Here is a 17,434-nt window from a genome sequence, read left to right on the forward strand (position 1 = left end):
TTTAGGCTACGTGAAAAGGAAGCACAGTAGCCATTCCCTTTCCGTTGCCAAAAACCAGAAGTCCGGGTCTGACTTTTTGGTCAGAGTTCGTTACACGTTAGCCCCATGCCTTGCTGAACACATTTAGACAATATGACATAGAAAGACGAAACCGAAAGCCGAAACCGAAAGCCGAAAAAAAGTTGCGCCAAACCAGCCACAACAAAGTAAGCCACAGCAGCTACCAAGCATCCACAAAAAACTACCCAACGAAAAAAAGACCAGCCACATCACCGCCATCATCATGGTGGTAACGCAACTGGCCTCAACTGACTAGGTCACATTTAGTATTCGGTAATAGCCTCGTCTTCAGAAAGCTCTAACCACAGCGTTAAGGCTGATGGGTTAAAGTTTGTCCAAGCCTGCATGTCCTGGTAGGCCCGTTCGAGCAGGGTGCTCTTTTTCGTCTTTTTAAGTTCATCAAAAACTGAGAGGGCAAATTCATTATCCTCTAAGTCGGAGATCACGGTTGGCAAATGGTGATTCCATTCTTCAATTAAATCCTGATAGATCAACAGCTTACGTGCAGACTTAATTGCGAAGTCAACGCCCTGCTGACGGAGATCCTCGACATAGGTATGGTACTCGTTAATCACAGCATCCCGGGCAACGCCCCACTGCTGCTGATTATAGGTTGGTAATTTTGACATAATATCCCTTCTTAGCAATAAACTAATGAAACAATTGGTGCTCTAATCATCCCAAAAAGATCACCCAAACAGCCTGAAAAATTAATCGATTAAATGAGGACTGAAGTGTCTACAACTCAGCCTACTGATTTTTGAGTGATTTGTCAAAGTATTCTTTAAGATATTTTTGTCTAAGTTTTGTTTAATTGAACACACCGCCATTGGAAACGGTTACGGTGGGGTATTATAGGAAATAATTGTTCAGAAATAATGAACACTTGTACATTTCTGACCATGGAAAATAAAGGAGATTTGAGGAAAATGACAGACAGTAATCGCGTTTTGTTTAAGTTTCAGAAAAGGAATTGACGCTAAGGAGACCCATTCGCTATAATGATGTTTTGTGTTTAACGATGCTGTGATATTGTGGGCGGATAAATTGGGGTTGCGCACACAGGATAGCTGATAAAATAAGTAGAAATGATGGCGGATGAAATGGTTAAAGGATTCAAATGGATTGGTTTATTGGGGATGATGCTGTTGGTATTAGGTAATGGACATGCAACTGACGCCCAGGCGGCAAAGAAGGCAACGAAACAAGTCACGGTCAGCAATGTGCACCAGGTGGCGAGTCGGGCGTATGCGCTAAGAACGGGTACATATGGCTATTCAGCAGCGAGTCTGAAACATGGTGTGACGCTGAATCATTTAAGTAAGACGACCTGGTATTGCCACCAAGCCGCGACCGTTAACGGCCAGACGCAGAAACAAGAAGTGCTGCAGTTGACGAGCGCCAATAAGCAGCACACCTATTGGATCCTAAAATCGCAGCTGCGTAGCGTGATGAGCAGTTCCTTTGACTTAAAGCTAAAGGGTGCGGGTGATAAGTATAAGACCGCGAAAATTGGGTTCTTCGGGGATTCAATTCCCGATGGCTGGAACGGGTATCGGTTCTATCCGACGACGTACCCGGTTTGGCTGGGGAAGTATCTTGGAGATGAAAAGCGGGTCAGCAACTATGCGTTTCCCGATGCGCGGATCGTCGGGCGCCGCTGGGAAGACGTTAACGGGACTCAGCGACCACAAGATTTGGCAGCTGTTATTAAGGCACGAAAGGCCAGTATTCCAAAGTTCAATATGATTTTTATTCATATTGGCACAAATGACTATACACCAGCGTCTGGATCGGGTAATCTCAAAAATGTGATGGCGCACTTGAAAACGAATGTGCAGGCTATTCGCCGACTCAATCCAACTGCGAAGATCTATGGGATATTACCGTTGACCCGGTTCAGCAGTACCGGCGTCAATAAAAATGACGTGATGAATGATGAAGGGTACACCTTCGATCAACTTAAGCAGGGGGAACGACAAACTTATCGAAAACTTGGCGTTCACGTGGTTGATTTTAAAACGTTGGCACCAAATCTCATCACCAGTGGTAATTACCACGTGGCATTAGCTGATCATCGATTACATCCCAGCGCGGAAACCGCACAGAAGATGGGGTATGCGTTGGCCAACTGGATCATCAAAAAATAGCATTGAAATTAGAATTTGATTAAAGGCCGCCTTAATTGGCGACCTTTTTTCTCATCTTTAAAAAAAGTGCAGGTTCATCTGATTGGTGAAATATCAGACGGTGATTAAAAACAGAGTGAAACAGTTCTCAAAAAAGACCACGAGGATGAGTATGCTTAAGCGATGTTTCAATTCTGTTGTGAAACAAGCCCGCCCATTAAGTTGTATGAGTGAAAATAAATTTCTTATTAAAGGTAAAAATATTTGTGATATAAATAACAAACATCGTTATTCTAAGGATTGTCTTATTTTAAATAAATCCTTGAAAACGCTTTATTTACGTGAACGTTAGGACTATAACGAAGGTGTTGAAAGAGATGAATATAAGTTCACAAGAACGACGGTTATTGAAACTTCATCATAGGGAATCACTTATATCGTGTGGTTTCAATAGCAATTGTGACTGACTCATTTTCAATTTCTTTCATGCACCATAAGTAAGTACATGCACCATAAGTAAGTAATGGAGATGATGTTGTTATGCGTATTAAAGCAGCAGTTGTTCAAGAAAAAGGTAGTCACTTTGAACTTAAGGATGATGTCGAGTTAGCACCGATGCAGGCGGATGACTTACAGATCCACATGGTCGCTAGTGGTATTTGTCATTCTGATGAAGCCTTGAGAAAAGGGGATGCCGAGATCGGTTATCCAATCGTTCTGGGACATGAGGGTTCTGGTATCGTTGAAAAGGTTGGGCCAGAGGTCAAGAACTTTAAGCCTGGTGACCACGTTGTCCTTTCCTTCTATGGATGTGGTGACTGTGACAATTGTTTGCAAGGCAAGCCAACATAGTGTTTGAACTACGCTGCAAATAATTTGTCAGGCGTTCGGCCCGATGGCAGTGCTCACTTTACAGAAGATGGTCACGATGTCGCTGACATGTTTGACCAATCTTCATTTACAACGACGACCATCGTCCGTGAACGGAATGCCGTTAAGGTGCCGAAGGATCTTGATTTGCGGAAACTCGGCCTCTGGGTTGCGGGTACGTCACAGGTAGCGGGACAGTATTGAATACGTTGAAGCCGAAGCCAGGCCAAACCATTGCTGTGTTTGGGACTGGGGCCGTTGGCTTAGCCGCTATGATGGCTGGTAAGATCTCAGGGTGTACGACGGTTATCGCGGTGGACGTTGTGGATTCACGGTTGGCATTAGCAAGGAACTTGGCGCAACTGATGTGATCAACAGCAAGACTGATAACGCGGTCGAAAAGATCAAGTCGCTGACAAATGGTCACGGGGTCGACTTTGCGGTGGATACGACTGGGGTGACCCAGGTGATGGAAGATTCCATCCAAGCCTTAGCTCAAGGTGGCACCACAGCAACGATTGCTGTGACGCCAAACCATATTGACCTGGATACCTGGAACGACCTTTGTGTTGATGACCGCTCGATCATCGGCGTAAACATGGGTGACTCCATTCCCCAAATTGATATTCCACGTTTGATCCGGTTCTACAAAGCTGGCATGTTCGACTTTGATAAGACGGAAAAGTTCTACGACTTCGACCAAATCAACGAAGCCAATGCGGATTCGGGCAGTGGTAAGACGATCAAGCCCGTTCTGGTGATCGACCCAAGTTACGAACCAGGAAAATAAGATAGGAAGTTTGTCTGTTTAAGAGGGTCTTCCCACTGTTAGGTGATAGTCCGTTGCACTCCGCTGAGAGTGGCTCGCGATGAAGCTAATTCAATTTCTGCTGCGCAGCTCTTGAATGGATCTCCATCGTCTCGCACATCAGTAACCGAACACAATACGGTCGCTAACTGATGTCGACACCACAGCTCCGTGCCAAATTGCTGCATTTCACTGACTGTGAGCTCACTTTTCACCACTAGTTAAGCATCACATTGGCGTTAAACCAAGTTTGAAGAGAATCCGCACTCGACTGCTAATAAGACTATTAACAGCAATGCTTCTCACAATTTGTTAGTCACCAGAACCAATTGATCAACCGGTTTAATGCCACCACTTTTGGAGATTTACCATCTACTTTAACGATAACAAGTATCGTAGCGTAGTGGCGCCGTTCGGCATTGCAGGCTGTGGTGTCGGTGTTCGTTGGCAACCGTATTTTGGTCGGTTACGAACACGGGAGACGTAGGAGATCCTTGAATTTCTGCCCAGAAATTCAATAGCTCCGAAGCGACCCCACCTCAAACTGCAGGGCCGAACGGTGCAACGAAGCGACATGTCAGCACTATTTGATTCACCTAATAGTGGAATAACCCATTTAAGATTGGAACCAGTTGTTTAAAAACTGAAAGGAAGTCATTCTAATGTCAGAAACAATGAAGCAGCTAAAGCACTATCAAATGTATATTAACGGTGAATTTAAGGATTCAAATTCCGGCAAACTATTGACGGTGATCAACCATCAACGGGTGAAAAGATCTCGACTGTGCCAAGTGCGACCCGTGAAGAGACTCAGGAAGCCATCAACGATGCTTACGAAGCTGAGAAAACGTGGAAGTTCGTTCCGGCAGCCACTCGTGGGCAATACCTCCACGACTGTGCCAGTGCCATTCGTGAGGACTCAGAGCATCTGATCGATATGTTGCAAGAAGAACAGGGGAAGATTCGGTCATTAGCCCAAACAGAAATTCTGTTCTCTGCGGACTACTTTGATTACATGGCTTCCGCTGCTCGGACATACGAAGGTGAGATTCTTCAATCGGATAACGCCAACGAAAACATTATGATCACCAAGCAGCCAATTGGGGTTGCCGCCGGGATCTTACCTTGGAACTTCCCATTCTTCCTGATTGCCCGGAAGATGGGGCCAGCGTTGGTTACTGGGAACACGATTGTCATGAAACCAAGTTCTGATACGCCTAACCTGGCATTGGAATTTGCAAAGATCGTTGATAAGATCGGTATCCTAAAGGGTGTTGTCAACTTTGTTACTGGTCCAGGTTCAGTCGTTGGTGATGAATTATCAAAGAATAAGAAGATCGGCATCATCAGTTTGACCGGGTCCGTTAGTTCAGGGAAGCAGGTCATGGCTTCCGCTGCGACCCACATGGCTAAGGTGTCATTGGAACTTGGTGGGAAAGCACCAGCTATCGTTTGTGCGGACGCTGATATTGACCTGGCTGTTCAATCCATTATTGATTCACGGGTGGATAACAATGGACAGCTTTGCAACAACTGTGAACGGGTCTACGTTCAAGAAGATGTTGCTGACGAATTTACCAAGAAGCTGAGTGACAAGATGTCAGCCATCAAGGTTGCTAACCCGATCACGGACAAGGATTCCGGTATTGGCCCGCTGATCAACCAAGGGGCCTTAGACAAGGTTGCAGGTATGGTTGACCGGGCTGTTGAAGCTGGCGGCAAGATCACAGCCGGTGGTCACAAGGTTGAGATTGAAAATGGCTACTACTATGAACCAACCGTCATCACTAACGTCAAGCAGGATTCCGAAATCATTCAGGATGAAATCTTTGGCCAGTGTTACCAATTGTGACCTTTAAGACGTTGGACGAAGCCATTGATATGGCAAACGACAGTGACTTTGGGTTGACCTCTTCTATCTTCACCCAAAACATTGATACAGCTCAACGGGCTTCAAATGAATTGGAAGATGGTGAAACCTACATTAACCGGTTTAACTTCGAAGCAATGAACGGGTCACACTCAGGCTGGAAGGAATCAGGTATCGGTGGTGACGATGGCCGTCACGGCATCGATGAATTCTTGAACACCCATGTCATTTACCTTCAGGGACATCCTGAAAAGGCACAGGGCTAATGCATTAGCCGCTCTGCGATGATGTCTTTTGATACAGGTATTGATGAGTGAAAGGAATTTTGACTTCCAAAAGGCATCGACTCGTTATTTGTCAGTCGGTGCCTTTCTGGTAAGCTGAATGTAACCGTTTGCAAGTTCGTATTGGCGCGGTTATTGAGCAAGACGCTGTTTGACAAGGTTGTAAACGGGCGGGGCGGCTTGAGTTTTTGAAAACCGGTATGCCGGGCAGGTGGAAAACCGGTATTGTTGGGTTGAAATAAAGGTTGACTCAATTTTCCATTTGGAAATGGAGGGATTTGAAATGGCTATTGTGGTTTCTGTATTAAAGGAAGAACAGCCACATGAAAAACGGGTTGCAATTGACCCGGATGTCACCAAGCGGCTCATCAAGCTGGCGCAAAAGTGCTGGTTGAACGAGGCGCCGGGGTAAAGTCTTACTACAGTGATGCGGCTTATGAACAAGCTGGTGCCGAGTTAGTTGATCGAACCAAAGCACTGAGTGAAGGGACCGTCATTGCGGTCGTTAATCGGCCAAGCGATGAAACGCTAAAGGCGCTAACTTCTGGCCAAGTACTGATCGGGCTTCTGAATGCGCTGATCGATCCAGATAAGATGCAACAGCTCGCTGCCCAAAAGGTGAGCGCACTGTCGTTTGAATTGTTACCTCGGACGATCAGTCGGGCACAGACGATGGATGTCTTGAGTTCACAATCCAGTGTGGCCGGCTATAAGGCTGCACTGGTTGCCAGTGATCTATATCCAAAGTACTTTCCAATGATGATCACCGCAGCTGGGACGGTCAAACCCGCAAAGGTCCTTGTTTTAGGGACTGGGGTTGCCGGTCTGCAAGCCATTGGGACAGCTAAGCGGCTGGGGGCCGTTGTTTCGGGGTATGACGTTCGGCCAGCTTCAAAGGGTGAAGTTGAATCACTGGGCGCAACGTTCCTGACGAGCTCAGTTTCAAACGGCGCTGGTTCAGGCGGGTATGCCCGGGCGTTGACTGCTGAAGAGACTGAAAAACAGCAAGAAGAGCTTGCTGGGTTCATTGCCGAAAATGACGTGATCATTACGACCGCTCAAGTACCTGGTCACAAGCCACCGTTGATGGTGCCGGCGACCAGCGTGGACAACGCTAAGCCAGGCACGGTCTTTATCGATTTAGCCGCCAGTGACCTTGGCGGTAATGTGGCTGGCAGCCAGCCTTTTGAGACGGTGACAACTGACAAACAAGTGATGGTCGTCGGGGCCTCGAATTTGGCGAGTGAGTTGCCGCATTCAGCTTCACAGTTGTTTGCGAAAAACGTGCAGGCGGTGATTAACGCGATGCTGGACGACGATGGCAACATTGCCATTGATCCAACGGATGATGTGTTTAGCGGTTTAACCGCAACAACGGCCGGTGAGATCGTTAACGCCCGGTTACGAGAGGCATTGAATTTACAACCGCTGACGAAGCCGGAACCTGCCAGCACGGCTGATGAACCAGCCGAAACGAAGGGGGCTGAGTAGGATGAGTCAGGAATTATATACGAATTTAGCCATTTTTGTGTTAAGCCTACTGGTGGGCTTTGAAGTCATCAGTAAGATTCCCGCAACGTTGCATACACCAATGATGTCAGGCGCCAACGCGATTCATGGGGTCGTTGTCGTCGGAAGTATCTTAGTGGCTTTGGAAGCAGATTCACCATTATTTTACGTGATTGCGTTTATTGCCGCTTTGCTAGGGGCCATCAACGTTGCCGGGGGCTACGTGGTCACTGACCGGATGCTTGAAATGTTCTCAAAGCCTAAAGAAAAGCCAAATGATGACAAAGGAGGCGAGCAATAATGTCAGGATTAATGACGGTTGTTTCGCTTTCATACCTTGTTAGTGCCGCTTGCTACGTGATTGGCTGCACATGATGCGGACGCCAAAGACGGCTCGAAATGGGAACCAGTTGTCCTCAGTTGGGATGTTTTTGGCCGTGATCATGACCTTTATCGTGGCCTTAGTTAAACATCAGGCGTCAGCCATGGGTTGGATTTTACTCATTGTTGCCCTGATCATCGGGGTCGGTTACGGGGTCTATAAGGCCCGGACCGTTAAGATGACTGATATGCCGCAGTTGGTCAGTTTATTCAACGCCGTGGGCGGTGGCGCTGCCGCTGCCATTGGGACGTTTGATTACCTGAGCCAGCCCAATGGGGCCTCATTAGCCTTTGCGTTTTCATTTCCAGTGATTTTAGACCTGGTGATTGGGAGCGTGACCTTCTCAGGGTCGTTGATTGCGACTGGTAAATTGTCTGGTCACGTTTCCGGGAAGCCCATTAGTTTCCCAGGGGCGAAGATCTTAAACGGTATCGTGGTCATTTTGATATTAGCCAGCATCGTTTTGACGATCGGCTTTCCAACCAATGTCTGGACGCTGGTCTTGGCAATCGTTGCCAGTCTCGTCTTCGGGATTCTCATGACCATTCCAATTGGTGGTGCCGATATGCCCGTTGTCGTTTCACTGTTGAACGCGTTCACCGGGTTAGCCGTTGCGATGGCCGGGTTCGTTATCGATAACCAAGTCTTGATCATTGCTGGTGCCCTTGTCGGGGCTGCTGGGACGATTCTGACGTTGCAGATGGCTGCTGCGATGAACCGGTCCGTTGCCAACATTATTGCTGGCGGTTTTGGGACTGGCGACAGTGGCACTGCCGATGCGGATGATGTGCCTGTCAACGTGAAGGAAACCTCAGCGGATGATATTGGGGTGCAGCTCGCCTATGCCAAGAATGTCATGATCATTCCAGGGTACGGGTTGGCGGCCGCCCAAGCGCAACACGAAGTTGCCGAGTTGGCCAAGTTATTGACTGATAATGGGATCAACGTGAACTACGCCATTCACCCCGTTGCTGGGCGGATGCCAGGTCACATGAACGTGTTGTTGGCTGAAGTGAACGTCCCATATGATCAAATGAAACAGTTGGAAGAAGCCAACTCGATGTTTGAAAATACGGATGTCTCCTTAGTCATCGGGGCCAACGATGTCACGAACCCAGCAGCTCGGAAGCCAAATACGGTAATTTCTGGGATGCCAATTCTTGACGTTGATAAGTCGAAGTCGGTCGTGGTCATCAAGCGGTCAATGAGTACTGGGTATGCCGGTATTCAAAATGAACTGTTTTCAGATGATCAGACCAGCATGTTCTTCTCGGATGCGAAGAAGGGGCTGCAGGATATTATTGCGGCAACTAAGGAGTATCTGGATCAATAATGTGAACTTAAGGTAAGAAGTGAGCCCTGGCAGATAACTGCCGGGGCTTTTTTGGACACAAAAAGCCTGGCACCAAATAGCGCCAGACTTCTTAGTGTGGATTCTTATTAAGTGGTTCTAACGGCCTTGTAAATGCGCCGCAAATGCCTGGACATTATTTTCTTTAAATGTCGGCATCGGAATTGCCATTTTTGTATTCTGAAAGGAGAAGGTAAAAACGGCGTTTCCGAAATTCATTAGCACAAAATTGACCGCTTCACTGTCAGTATCAGTGTCGGCGCTGATCTCACCTGCGGCCTGCATGCGGATGAAGTTTTCCTTTACCAGTGAAACGAACCGAATTGGTAACTGCTGAAGCGCCTGACCAACTTCTGGAAACTGGTAGGACTCACGAACACCAACCAAGAAAACAACGAGGTGATTTTGGACAAAGGTTGTATAGAGATCCGCGACACGTTTGAGATCCGTAACGATATCACCAGAATAGTCAAACGACTGTCCGACCTTTTCCATGTCAACGAGATAGGCATCAATAATGTGTTCAAGAATGGTTCGCTTATCTTTGAAATGGCGAAAGATCGTACTTTCATTGACCCCGGCCTCTTCGGCGATCTTTTTGGTTGTCGTACCCTGATACCCATACTTAAGCGCTAATTGTGAGAAGGCATCAAGAATCTTTTCGTCAGTTGTTTGTGCTGTCATCGTGCAGGGGCACTCCTTTCTACGGTTGACCAAGGGGGTGACTGGTCTGTTCAGTCCTCTGTAGGCCACCGTGCTGAAACGCGTTTCGGAAAACAGAAGGCTGCCTGTAAACCAACTCTGGCAGAAATGCCAGGTACGGGCATTTCAAGGTGGTTCTCTGTCCTCAAGCCGAAACGCGTTTCGGAAAACAGAAAGCTGCATGTAAGTCAACTCTGGCAGATGCCAAGTCCAGGCATTTCTGCCAGAGTTGACTTACACTCCGCTTCCTCCCTTTTTCCTTCAAGCTCTATTAACTTAACCTATCAAATTGTAACATTGGTTGATGCTTTCTGAGTGCCACGATGACTAAATTTATCAGAATTGTGACGCCGGTTAGGGTCAGTAAACCGAGCCAGATGCCCGTGGTTCCGGTACCACCGTACATAATGTTAAAGTCTGCCTGAACGGCGTAATACATTGGCATTAGGCCGTGAATGCCCTTGAAGAACCCGTTCATTGCAAGGACGGGCACCATTCCGGCACTCGCCACAACTTGCAGCATAGTGAGAAAGGTATTGAGTGCGGTTCCGATTTGGCCGATGAGCAACACCAGAATCGCGTTGAAGTTGTACGCTGAGAATAACAGCAATGCCGATGTGATCCAGAGATTAGTGAAGGTACTGCCAGCTAGGCCCATCATGGCGATGATTGCCCAGGACACGAACGCGGTTCCGACAATGGCGATGAGTGCCATAGTAATCTCTAAATTCACAATAGACTTGAACCGGCCAATTTGTTTGGCAAACTTTGCGTAGGTGCCATACAACATGATCGTCCCAAAGAGGGCACTAATGTAGAGGGCGAGGTTCGTGATGAATGGGGCAAGTGAGTAATTCAGACCGGTTTTGACTTTGTTTTCACGGTGAATGCTTGTTTTAACTGAAGATGCTAACGGTTTAGCCTGTTTTTTAGCGCTATTGAGAATCGTTTGTTTTTGAGCTTCTGCTTTCGACGTTGTGGTCTTGGTTGGAACTGGCTACTTGTTTTTGTAATTGCGCCGTGAGGGCCTTTTGTGAACTGGCAGGGGCAGCCGCAATCTTAGCCTTCTGGGTGGCAACTGTTGCCTTTGCTGCCGTCTGTTCTTTTTTAACAGTCGTTTGTAGTTTCGTGAGCGCAGGTTCAGCAATCATTAAGGCGCCTTTTTGTAAAAGGACGTTGTTGTTAACGGTCGTCCCAACGGTCTGTGCAACGGACTTCATGCCGGACACAACCGAGGTCTGATTAGATTCATTCACGTAAAAGTTTAACGTTGTCTGCTTGTTAGCGCGGATGTCCTTATTGAACTGCTTGGGAATCGCCACGATGAGGTATGTTTTTCGAGTATTCAACTGATGTTTTGCCTGGTTCAGATCAGTCGTTGTTTTGACGGTGTCAAACGGCAAGGCCTTTTTTAACTGGTTAGCGATCTTTTTACTTTGTCGATCTTGGTTGACCACGGTCACTGGCAATTGATCCAGATGATTTGGCATGGCATGGTAGCCAGTAAAGTAGATTGCAAAAATGATGATGCCGTAAATGAGGACGACCGCCAGTGCTAAAAGCGGCCCCTTAGATTTTAAAAATTTTCCGAGATTCATAACTGATGCCCCCTGAGTAATTAATGAAATAGAGAATAACACCATTTTAAAATGCGTGCAAGTAAATGCTTGCATAAAATAAAATCTTTATCCGTGATTAATGAGTAAACTTATTGATATCCTTGGTTTAGTCATTTTTTACCAGGCGAAATATGTTAAACTTTAGGTAATATGCAAACGTGAAAGGAACTTGACGAAATGGTAAAAGCAATCACCTTTTTTGACTTGGATGGCACCCTGCTCAATGCCAAAACACAGCTGGATCAAGACGTTATCGATGCAATGCATCAGTTGCAAAAAATGACGTGTTACCAGTCATTTCAAGTGGGCGAAACTTATTTGAAGCGCGGCCAATTATGATGCAAACGGGGATCGATTCACTGGTTGGCGCCAATGGGTCGTACGTGATGCTGCACGGGGAACCTGTCTATACTGCTGAAATCGACCACAAGCTGATCAGTCAGTTCGAAGCCTTCGTCCAGGAACAAGACGAAGCATTTATTGTGTTAAATGATCAGCAGGCACGCAGCAACCGGGTGACTGAAGCGACAAAGCAGGCGTACCAGTTTGTCAACAGTCCGGTGCCTATCGTGAACCCAGTTTTTTGGCAAACGAACCCGATCTACATGATGATCATCATGACGGATCACGATGACGCCCGGTATACGATGAAGTTTAGAGATGACTTGACCTTTTATCGCAACACCCCATATAGCATGGACATTGTGGTGAAAGATGGGTCAAAGAAGGCGGGGATGCAGCACCTGCTTGACCGGCCTGAATTTAAGGACGTGCCAACATATGCGTTTGGCGACGGCAATAACGACATTTCGATGCTTGACCTGGTTGATCACCCCATTGCGATGGGCAACGCGCTGCCACACGTGAAACCACACGCCGAGTTTGTGACAACAGCTAACGTTGATCACGGAATCGTAAATGGACTCAAACACTTTGATCTGTTGTAATTCTGTAAGCATTCGGCTTTGCAGGACCAGGTATCTATGATAGACTAGTTACTGGACTTAATTTATGGGGTCGTTAAGGATTCGACAGGTATAGGTTGAGCCTAGATTGCGTTTCGTAGTGAGGAGCTACGTTAAAAGCCTCAACCTTTTTTAACTGCAAATAACAGTTCAAAATCTCTTGCATTAGCTGCCTAAATAGCGCTATACAAGGATCCGTCTGACTTCGTCCATGAGTCGGGTAGCGGGTCTAACCTTTAGTGGACTTACGCCAGAAGCTCACGTCTGAAGTAACTGGAAGAGTCTAATCAGACTAGCACGTTAAGTTAGCCCTGACAGGCGGCGCATTAGCGTGTGAATTTTAAGTAGTCTGCCTATGAACGTAGATATTTGGGTGGCAATATGCTTGGACGCGGGTTCGACTCCCGCCGACTCCATTGCTGATACAAAAGAACAAAGCCAACTGACAACTTGTCAGTTGGCTTTGTTCTTTTTATGCCCTTATTAGTGATGATTCTTATCTTGCCTTTCTTCGGCCATCTTAGCGATGTTTTGCTGAATTTCAGTCGGAAATTTTTGCTTAGCGCGTTGAAAAACGGTTTCTCGCTGAATCAGTAACGAGAATCCAATATAGAAGGTCATCAAGGCCGCACCATCTGGAACAAAGTGATCCCCAATCAGATGAATGAGGATGGATACCGCCCACAGCAGAAGTGTGACCACATTGCCGCGGCGAAGCACGATCTCGTTTTGATCATCCACCCACAGTTGGTAGCTAAACGCCCTAAGAATGCCGAAAATGACAGCCGAAATGGTTAAGGTGACGACCATAATAATGAGACCATTTACAGTGAATGAGACTTTTCTTTTATAGATGCCGCCGACCACTAGAATCAGACCAATTATCATAATGATGACGTACGATCTCGTATTTTTTGAAACCATTCGAGGCATTAATTGCCTTCTAACGATCCAAATGAGCAACAGAACTGGTACAACGTAGTTTGTCAGATTCATCTATAATTTCCCCCGAAATCTAAAATGCTGGTTTGAAGTCTACACGTTATCGGATGAACTTTCGATTATCGAAGGGCGTTTTGTCTAAATAGGGCGTATATTCAGTAGTAAGCGGCCCCATTTGTGGGAGGCCCATTTTTGACACCGCGGAAAATTTGGATTATGAACAGGTTCTATTTTCGGGTATAATGAATTTAGTATTGTACTGAGTGACAAATGATTGTTTAACGGGTGTCCTTGCCAACTCAGCAAGGGACACGTTATTTGCTCATAACTGGGATGTGTGGGCAAACAATGAGTTGTCAAAAGGGAGTGCCGTGAATTGTGGCAAGCAATTAAGCAGCAATAAGGGTTAACACCAAGACGTCGGAGGGAACTTCATGAAACTACTAATGATTGAAGATAATAAGTCAGTATCAGAAATGATGCAGATGTTTTTTAAAAAAGAGGATTGGGACGCGCACTTTGCCTATGATGGCATTCAAGCCGTTAAAATGTTTAAAGAGACCCCCAATGATTGGGATATGATCACGCTTGACCTGAATTTACCCGGTATGGACGGGATGCAGGTCAGTGCTGAGATTCGTAAATTGTCACCAACTGTCCCGATTATTATGTTAACGGCTCGGGATTCTGAAAGTGATCAGGTGCTTGGGCTTGAAATGGGTGCGGACGACTATGTTACTAAGCCATTTAGTCCCATTACACTGATTGCCCGCATCAAGGCCTTGGATCGGCGTGCTAAGCTTGGTTCAAATAAAGCGGCCACGGATGATGCTGCTGCGTCAACGGCACCCGTCACGGAGGCGGAGGAGTCGGCTGAAGATAACCGGTTTGAAGTCACGACCGATAACTTCAGACTCAACAGTAAGACCCGCGAAGCTTATCTGAATGGTGAACAGATTAAGGATCTGACGCCCAAGGAATTTGATCTGTTAAAGACGTTGGCCACTAGGCCGCGCCAGGTCTTTTCACGTGAACAGTTACTCCAACTTGTTTGGGACTACGAGTATTATGGTGATGAACGCACGGTTGATGCGCACATCAAGAAACTGCGTCAAAAGATTGAAAAGGTTGGCCCGCAGATCATTCAAACGGTCTGGGGCGTCGGCTATAAATTCGACGATACTGGAGCCGGTAAGTAATGAAACTCGTTTATCAACAAATGCTGGCCTTTTTTGCGGTCATTGCTACAGTCTTAATTCTGCTGGGATTCTCATTTAGTCAGATGACCAGAAACATGGTCTACCAAAATACCTGGACCAGTTTGGAAAAGTACGCCAATAGTTTAGTGGAGCAGTCGGTGCGGATCTCGTCCGGCAACCCGAACAAGGTGTCCTTTGACTCAGAATCACTGTTGAACAGTGAGGTATTGCTGCGCAACCAGTCTGTGCACTTTACCATCTATAACAAGAGCAATACCGCCGTTTTCCCCGATAATGTTTACAGTTCAAAAATCGGGAAGGCGGACTGGCAGAAGTTGAAGGCGGGTAAAATTGTTCAAAAGGTGACTGACCACCAGGTGAAAACGACGAGCGGCCAGGCGGAACCAGCCATGACCGACGTTTTAAAACCCTATTTTTACACGGATTCTAATAATAAGCGTCACCTGATAGCCGTGATTAAAATTGGGGCATTTATCTCAAACGTGAATTCAAATATCTCCGCCATCAATGCGAATTTAACCAAGGCGCTCATCGTTGCCAGCCTCGTCGCGCTGTTATTTGCCTATATCGTTTCTCGCTACCTGACGTTGCGGATCAACCGCTTACGACGGGCAACTAACCAGGTGGCGAAAGGGAATTACGACGTTGAATTGCCAAGTAAGAACCGCGATGAGATCGATGATTTGATCAACGATTTTAACGACATGACGTTATCGTTGCGGGAGTCCGAAGCGGAAATTGAGCGACAAGAAGAGCGGCGGCGGGCCTTTATGGCAGACGCTGCTCACGAAATGCGGACGCCGCTCACGACCATCAACGGGTTGCTGGAAGGGCTGGCCTATGATGCCATTCCAGAAGATAGCAAGGAGCAAAGCATCGCGCTCATGCGTAATGAGACCAAGCGTCTGATTCGGCTGGTCAATGAAAACCTGGATTACGAAAAAATTCGTAATAATCAAATTGCGTTGCAGAAACAGTCGTTTAACGCCATTGAGACGCTGGATAATCTTGTTGAACAGCTGCACCAAAAAGCAGCTGCTAAGCAGGATGTGCTGACAGTCAATGGCCCCAAAGACCTGGAAGTGTATGCGGATTATGACCGGTTCGTTCAAGTGATGTTTAACATCACCCAAAACGCGATTCAGTTCACGGACAACGGCCAGATCACTATTCTGGCGCAACGCGGGTTTCACGAGAGTATCTTTAAGATCTCTGATACTGGCATTGGGATGTCTGAAGAGGAGCTTGCAAACATTTGGGAGCGATACTATAAAGCGAACCCGTCACGCACCAACACTAAGTACGGTGAATCTGGCTCGGCCTGGCCATTGTGCACCAGCTTGTGCTCTTGCATAATGGGAAAATTGAAGTCACCAGCAAGGTGGGTGAGGGGACGACCTTCACCATCATTTTCCCGGATGAAGATCATGATCATTACCAGCAGCCGACCCATAATGCATGAAATGGCATAACTTAATCTTAGAAATCGCATAGTAGCCGATACCGTGATTGGTATAGGCTATTTTTTGTGCTAATGGATGTGATACCTTGCGGGAAGTTGCAACATACAGTGCCGTTTGTGCGACTTTTCTCAAGGTTAGCGGTATAATCCAAGCGAAGATTGGGAATTGATTAAAATCATGTATTTCGGGAGAAAGGGATTTTATTTTGGAGAAACTTCTAGTAAAATGAGAACATTGAAAACATTTAAAAGCGCTTTCAAGTTTGAAAATAATTTGAAAATAAGAACGGAGAGAATTTCATGGTCATACTTTTAGCCTTGATTCCCGCTATTTGTTGGGGAAGTATTGGATTAATCAGTGGTAAATTGGGCGGGACTTCTTACCAACAAACGTTGGGGATGACCGTTGGGGCATTACTGTTTGGTATCTTTAGTATGTTTTACTTTCACCCACAGTACAGTTTGTTGGTCTGGGGCGTCGGCATAGCGTCTGGGCTTTTCTGGGCTGTTGGTCAATTTCAGCAATTCCAGTCGATGAAAGCAATCGGCATCTCGGTGACGGTTCCAGTATCGACCGGGGCACAATTGGTCTTTCAAAGTCTAGCTGGGGTCATTTTGTTTAACGAATGGAATACCACCAAGACGCTATCGATGGGCACGATTGCCATGGTTATCTTAATCCTGGGGATCGTTTTGACCTCGTTGCGCGATAATTCCAAACGCGATACTAGTGCGCGCAACTACAACACTGGTGCCGGGGTGCGCGCAATCATTTTCTCGACGATTGGGTACACGCTGTACACCGTGATTGTTGAATTAGGAAACGTCAACTCCAAAGCTGTTATTTTACCGCAATCGATCGGAATGGTTATCGGTGCGCTGTTGTTTGCTGCCGGCAAGCACCCATTTGGCAAGCCAATGGCCAAGAACGTGATTACTGGTCTGGTTTGGGGCGTTGGGAACTTCTTCATGTTCATGTCGATTCCTGCTGTTGGGTTGGCCATCAGTTACTCACTGGCACAATCCGGATCATCATCTCAACCTTCGGGAGTATCTTCCTGCTTGGTGAACGCAAAACGCGTAAGGAAATGGTCTACGTGACACTTGGTCGATCTTTGTCATTGCTGGATCAGCTATTTTAGGAATCATGAAGTAATTTTCGGTATAGACCATTTCATTTCTGACAGAAATCGGGTATAATAAAGACGATTCTAAATAAAGTGAGGTATATTGTTAATGGCACACATTTCATTTGATGCTT

Annotated in this window: 8 protein-coding genes, 1 other RNA gene and 7 pseudogenes; 11 read left to right on the forward strand and 5 right to left on the reverse strand. The window is 46.5% G+C overall.

The window, feature by feature from the left end:
- Nucleotides 1–323: 323 nt before the first annotated feature.
- Nucleotides 324–689 carry a hypothetical protein gene (locus JCM11969_RS13570; RefSeq protein WP_225353313.1) on the reverse strand — a complete coding sequence of 122 codons (366 nt, stop codon included), beginning with the start codon at nucleotides 687–689 and terminating at the stop codon, nucleotides 324–326.
- Between the two features lie 474 nt (nucleotides 690–1,163).
- Between JCM11969_RS13570 and JCM11969_RS13575 the strand changes: the two genes are divergently transcribed.
- The 6 genes and pseudogenes from JCM11969_RS13575 to JCM11969_RS13600 all read left to right on the forward strand — a co-directional run bounded on the left by JCM11969_RS13575 (nucleotide 1,164) and on the right by JCM11969_RS13600 (nucleotide 9,245).
- Nucleotides 1,164–2,210 carry an SGNH/GDSL hydrolase family protein gene (locus tag JCM11969_RS13575; protein WP_065928695.1) on the forward strand — a complete coding sequence of 349 codons (1,047 nt, stop codon included), beginning with the start codon at nucleotides 1,164–1,166 and terminating at the stop codon, nucleotides 2,208–2,210.
- A 519-nt stretch (nucleotides 2,211–2,729) separates the two neighbouring features.
- Nucleotides 2,730–3,849 (forward strand): annotated as a pseudogene (locus JCM11969_RS13580) (NAD(P)-dependent alcohol dehydrogenase).
- Nucleotides 3,850–4,529: 680 nt separating this feature from the next.
- Nucleotides 4,530–6,003 (forward strand): annotated as a pseudogene (aldA, locus tag JCM11969_RS13585) (aldehyde dehydrogenase).
- Between the two features lie 301 nt (nucleotides 6,004–6,304).
- Nucleotides 6,305–7,512: pseudogene (locus tag JCM11969_RS13590) on the forward strand (NAD(P) transhydrogenase subunit alpha).
- A gap of 1 nt (nucleotide 7,513) precedes the next feature.
- Nucleotides 7,514–7,831, forward strand: coding sequence for an NAD(P) transhydrogenase subunit alpha part 2 (locus JCM11969_RS13595; protein WP_054712006.1), 318 nt, complete (start codon nucleotides 7,514–7,516; stop codon nucleotides 7,829–7,831).
- Nucleotides 7,831–9,245: pseudogene (locus JCM11969_RS13600) on the forward strand (NAD(P)(+) transhydrogenase (Re/Si-specific) subunit beta). Before JCM11969_RS13595 ends, JCM11969_RS13600 begins: the two are co-directional and overlap by 1 nt.
- A gap of 117 nt (nucleotides 9,246–9,362) precedes the next feature.
- On the opposite strand, the gene JCM11969_RS13605 reads toward JCM11969_RS13600, so the two are convergent.
- The 3 genes from JCM11969_RS13605 to JCM11969_RS13615 all read right to left on the reverse strand — a co-directional run bounded on the left by JCM11969_RS13605 (nucleotide 9,363) and on the right by JCM11969_RS13615 (nucleotide 11,563).
- Nucleotides 9,363–9,947 (reverse strand): TetR/AcrR family transcriptional regulator, encoded by a 585-nt coding sequence (locus JCM11969_RS13605; RefSeq protein ID WP_054712008.1) that lies wholly within the window; start codon nucleotides 9,945–9,947, stop codon nucleotides 9,363–9,365.
- A gap of 289 nt (nucleotides 9,948–10,236) precedes the next feature.
- Nucleotides 10,237–10,755: an ABC-2 transporter permease gene (locus JCM11969_RS13610; protein WP_056987111.1), complete on the reverse strand. Its 519-nt coding sequence runs from the start codon at nucleotides 10,753–10,755 to the stop codon at nucleotides 10,237–10,239.
- Between the two features lie 145 nt (nucleotides 10,756–10,900).
- A complete protein-coding gene (locus JCM11969_RS13615; protein ID WP_054712011.1) occupies nucleotides 10,901–11,563 on the reverse strand; it encodes a YhgE/Pip domain-containing protein in 663 nt (220 codons plus the stop codon).
- A gap of 198 nt (nucleotides 11,564–11,761) precedes the next feature.
- On the opposite strand from JCM11969_RS13615, the pseudogene JCM11969_RS13620 reads away from it, so the two are divergent.
- A pseudogene (locus tag JCM11969_RS13620) lies at nucleotides 11,762–12,531 on the forward strand (Cof-type HAD-IIB family hydrolase).
- Between the two features lie 66 nt (nucleotides 12,532–12,597).
- Nucleotides 12,598–12,968, forward strand: a transfer-messenger RNA (tmRNA) gene (ssrA, locus tag JCM11969_RS17245).
- 64 nt (nucleotides 12,969–13,032) lie between these two features.
- Here the strand turns inward: ssrA and JCM11969_RS13625 are convergent.
- Nucleotides 13,033–13,545, reverse strand: coding sequence for a M56 family metallopeptidase (locus JCM11969_RS13625; protein WP_156319373.1), 513 nt, complete (start codon nucleotides 13,543–13,545; stop codon nucleotides 13,033–13,035).
- A 380-nt stretch (nucleotides 13,546–13,925) separates the two neighbouring features.
- On the opposite strand from JCM11969_RS13625, the gene JCM11969_RS13630 reads away from it, so the two are divergent.
- The 3 genes and pseudogenes from JCM11969_RS13630 (at nucleotide 13,926) to JCM11969_RS13640 (ending at nucleotide 17,329) form a co-directional block, all read left to right on the forward strand.
- A complete protein-coding gene (locus JCM11969_RS13630; protein WP_054712015.1) occupies nucleotides 13,926–14,690 on the forward strand; it encodes a response regulator transcription factor in 765 nt (254 codons plus the stop codon).
- Nucleotides 14,690–16,173, forward strand: a pseudogene (locus JCM11969_RS13635) (ATP-binding protein). Before JCM11969_RS13630 ends, JCM11969_RS13635 begins: the two are co-directional and overlap by 1 nt.
- A gap of 300 nt (nucleotides 16,174–16,473) precedes the next feature.
- Nucleotides 16,474–17,329, forward strand: a pseudogene (locus JCM11969_RS13640) (GRP family sugar transporter).
- Nucleotides 17,330–17,434: the final 105 nt, after the last annotated feature.

The sequence above is a fragment of the Secundilactobacillus paracollinoides DSM 15502 = JCM 11969 genome, assembly GCF_001311135.1.
Lineage (GTDB): Bacteria > Bacillota > Bacilli > Lactobacillales > Lactobacillaceae > Secundilactobacillus > Secundilactobacillus paracollinoides.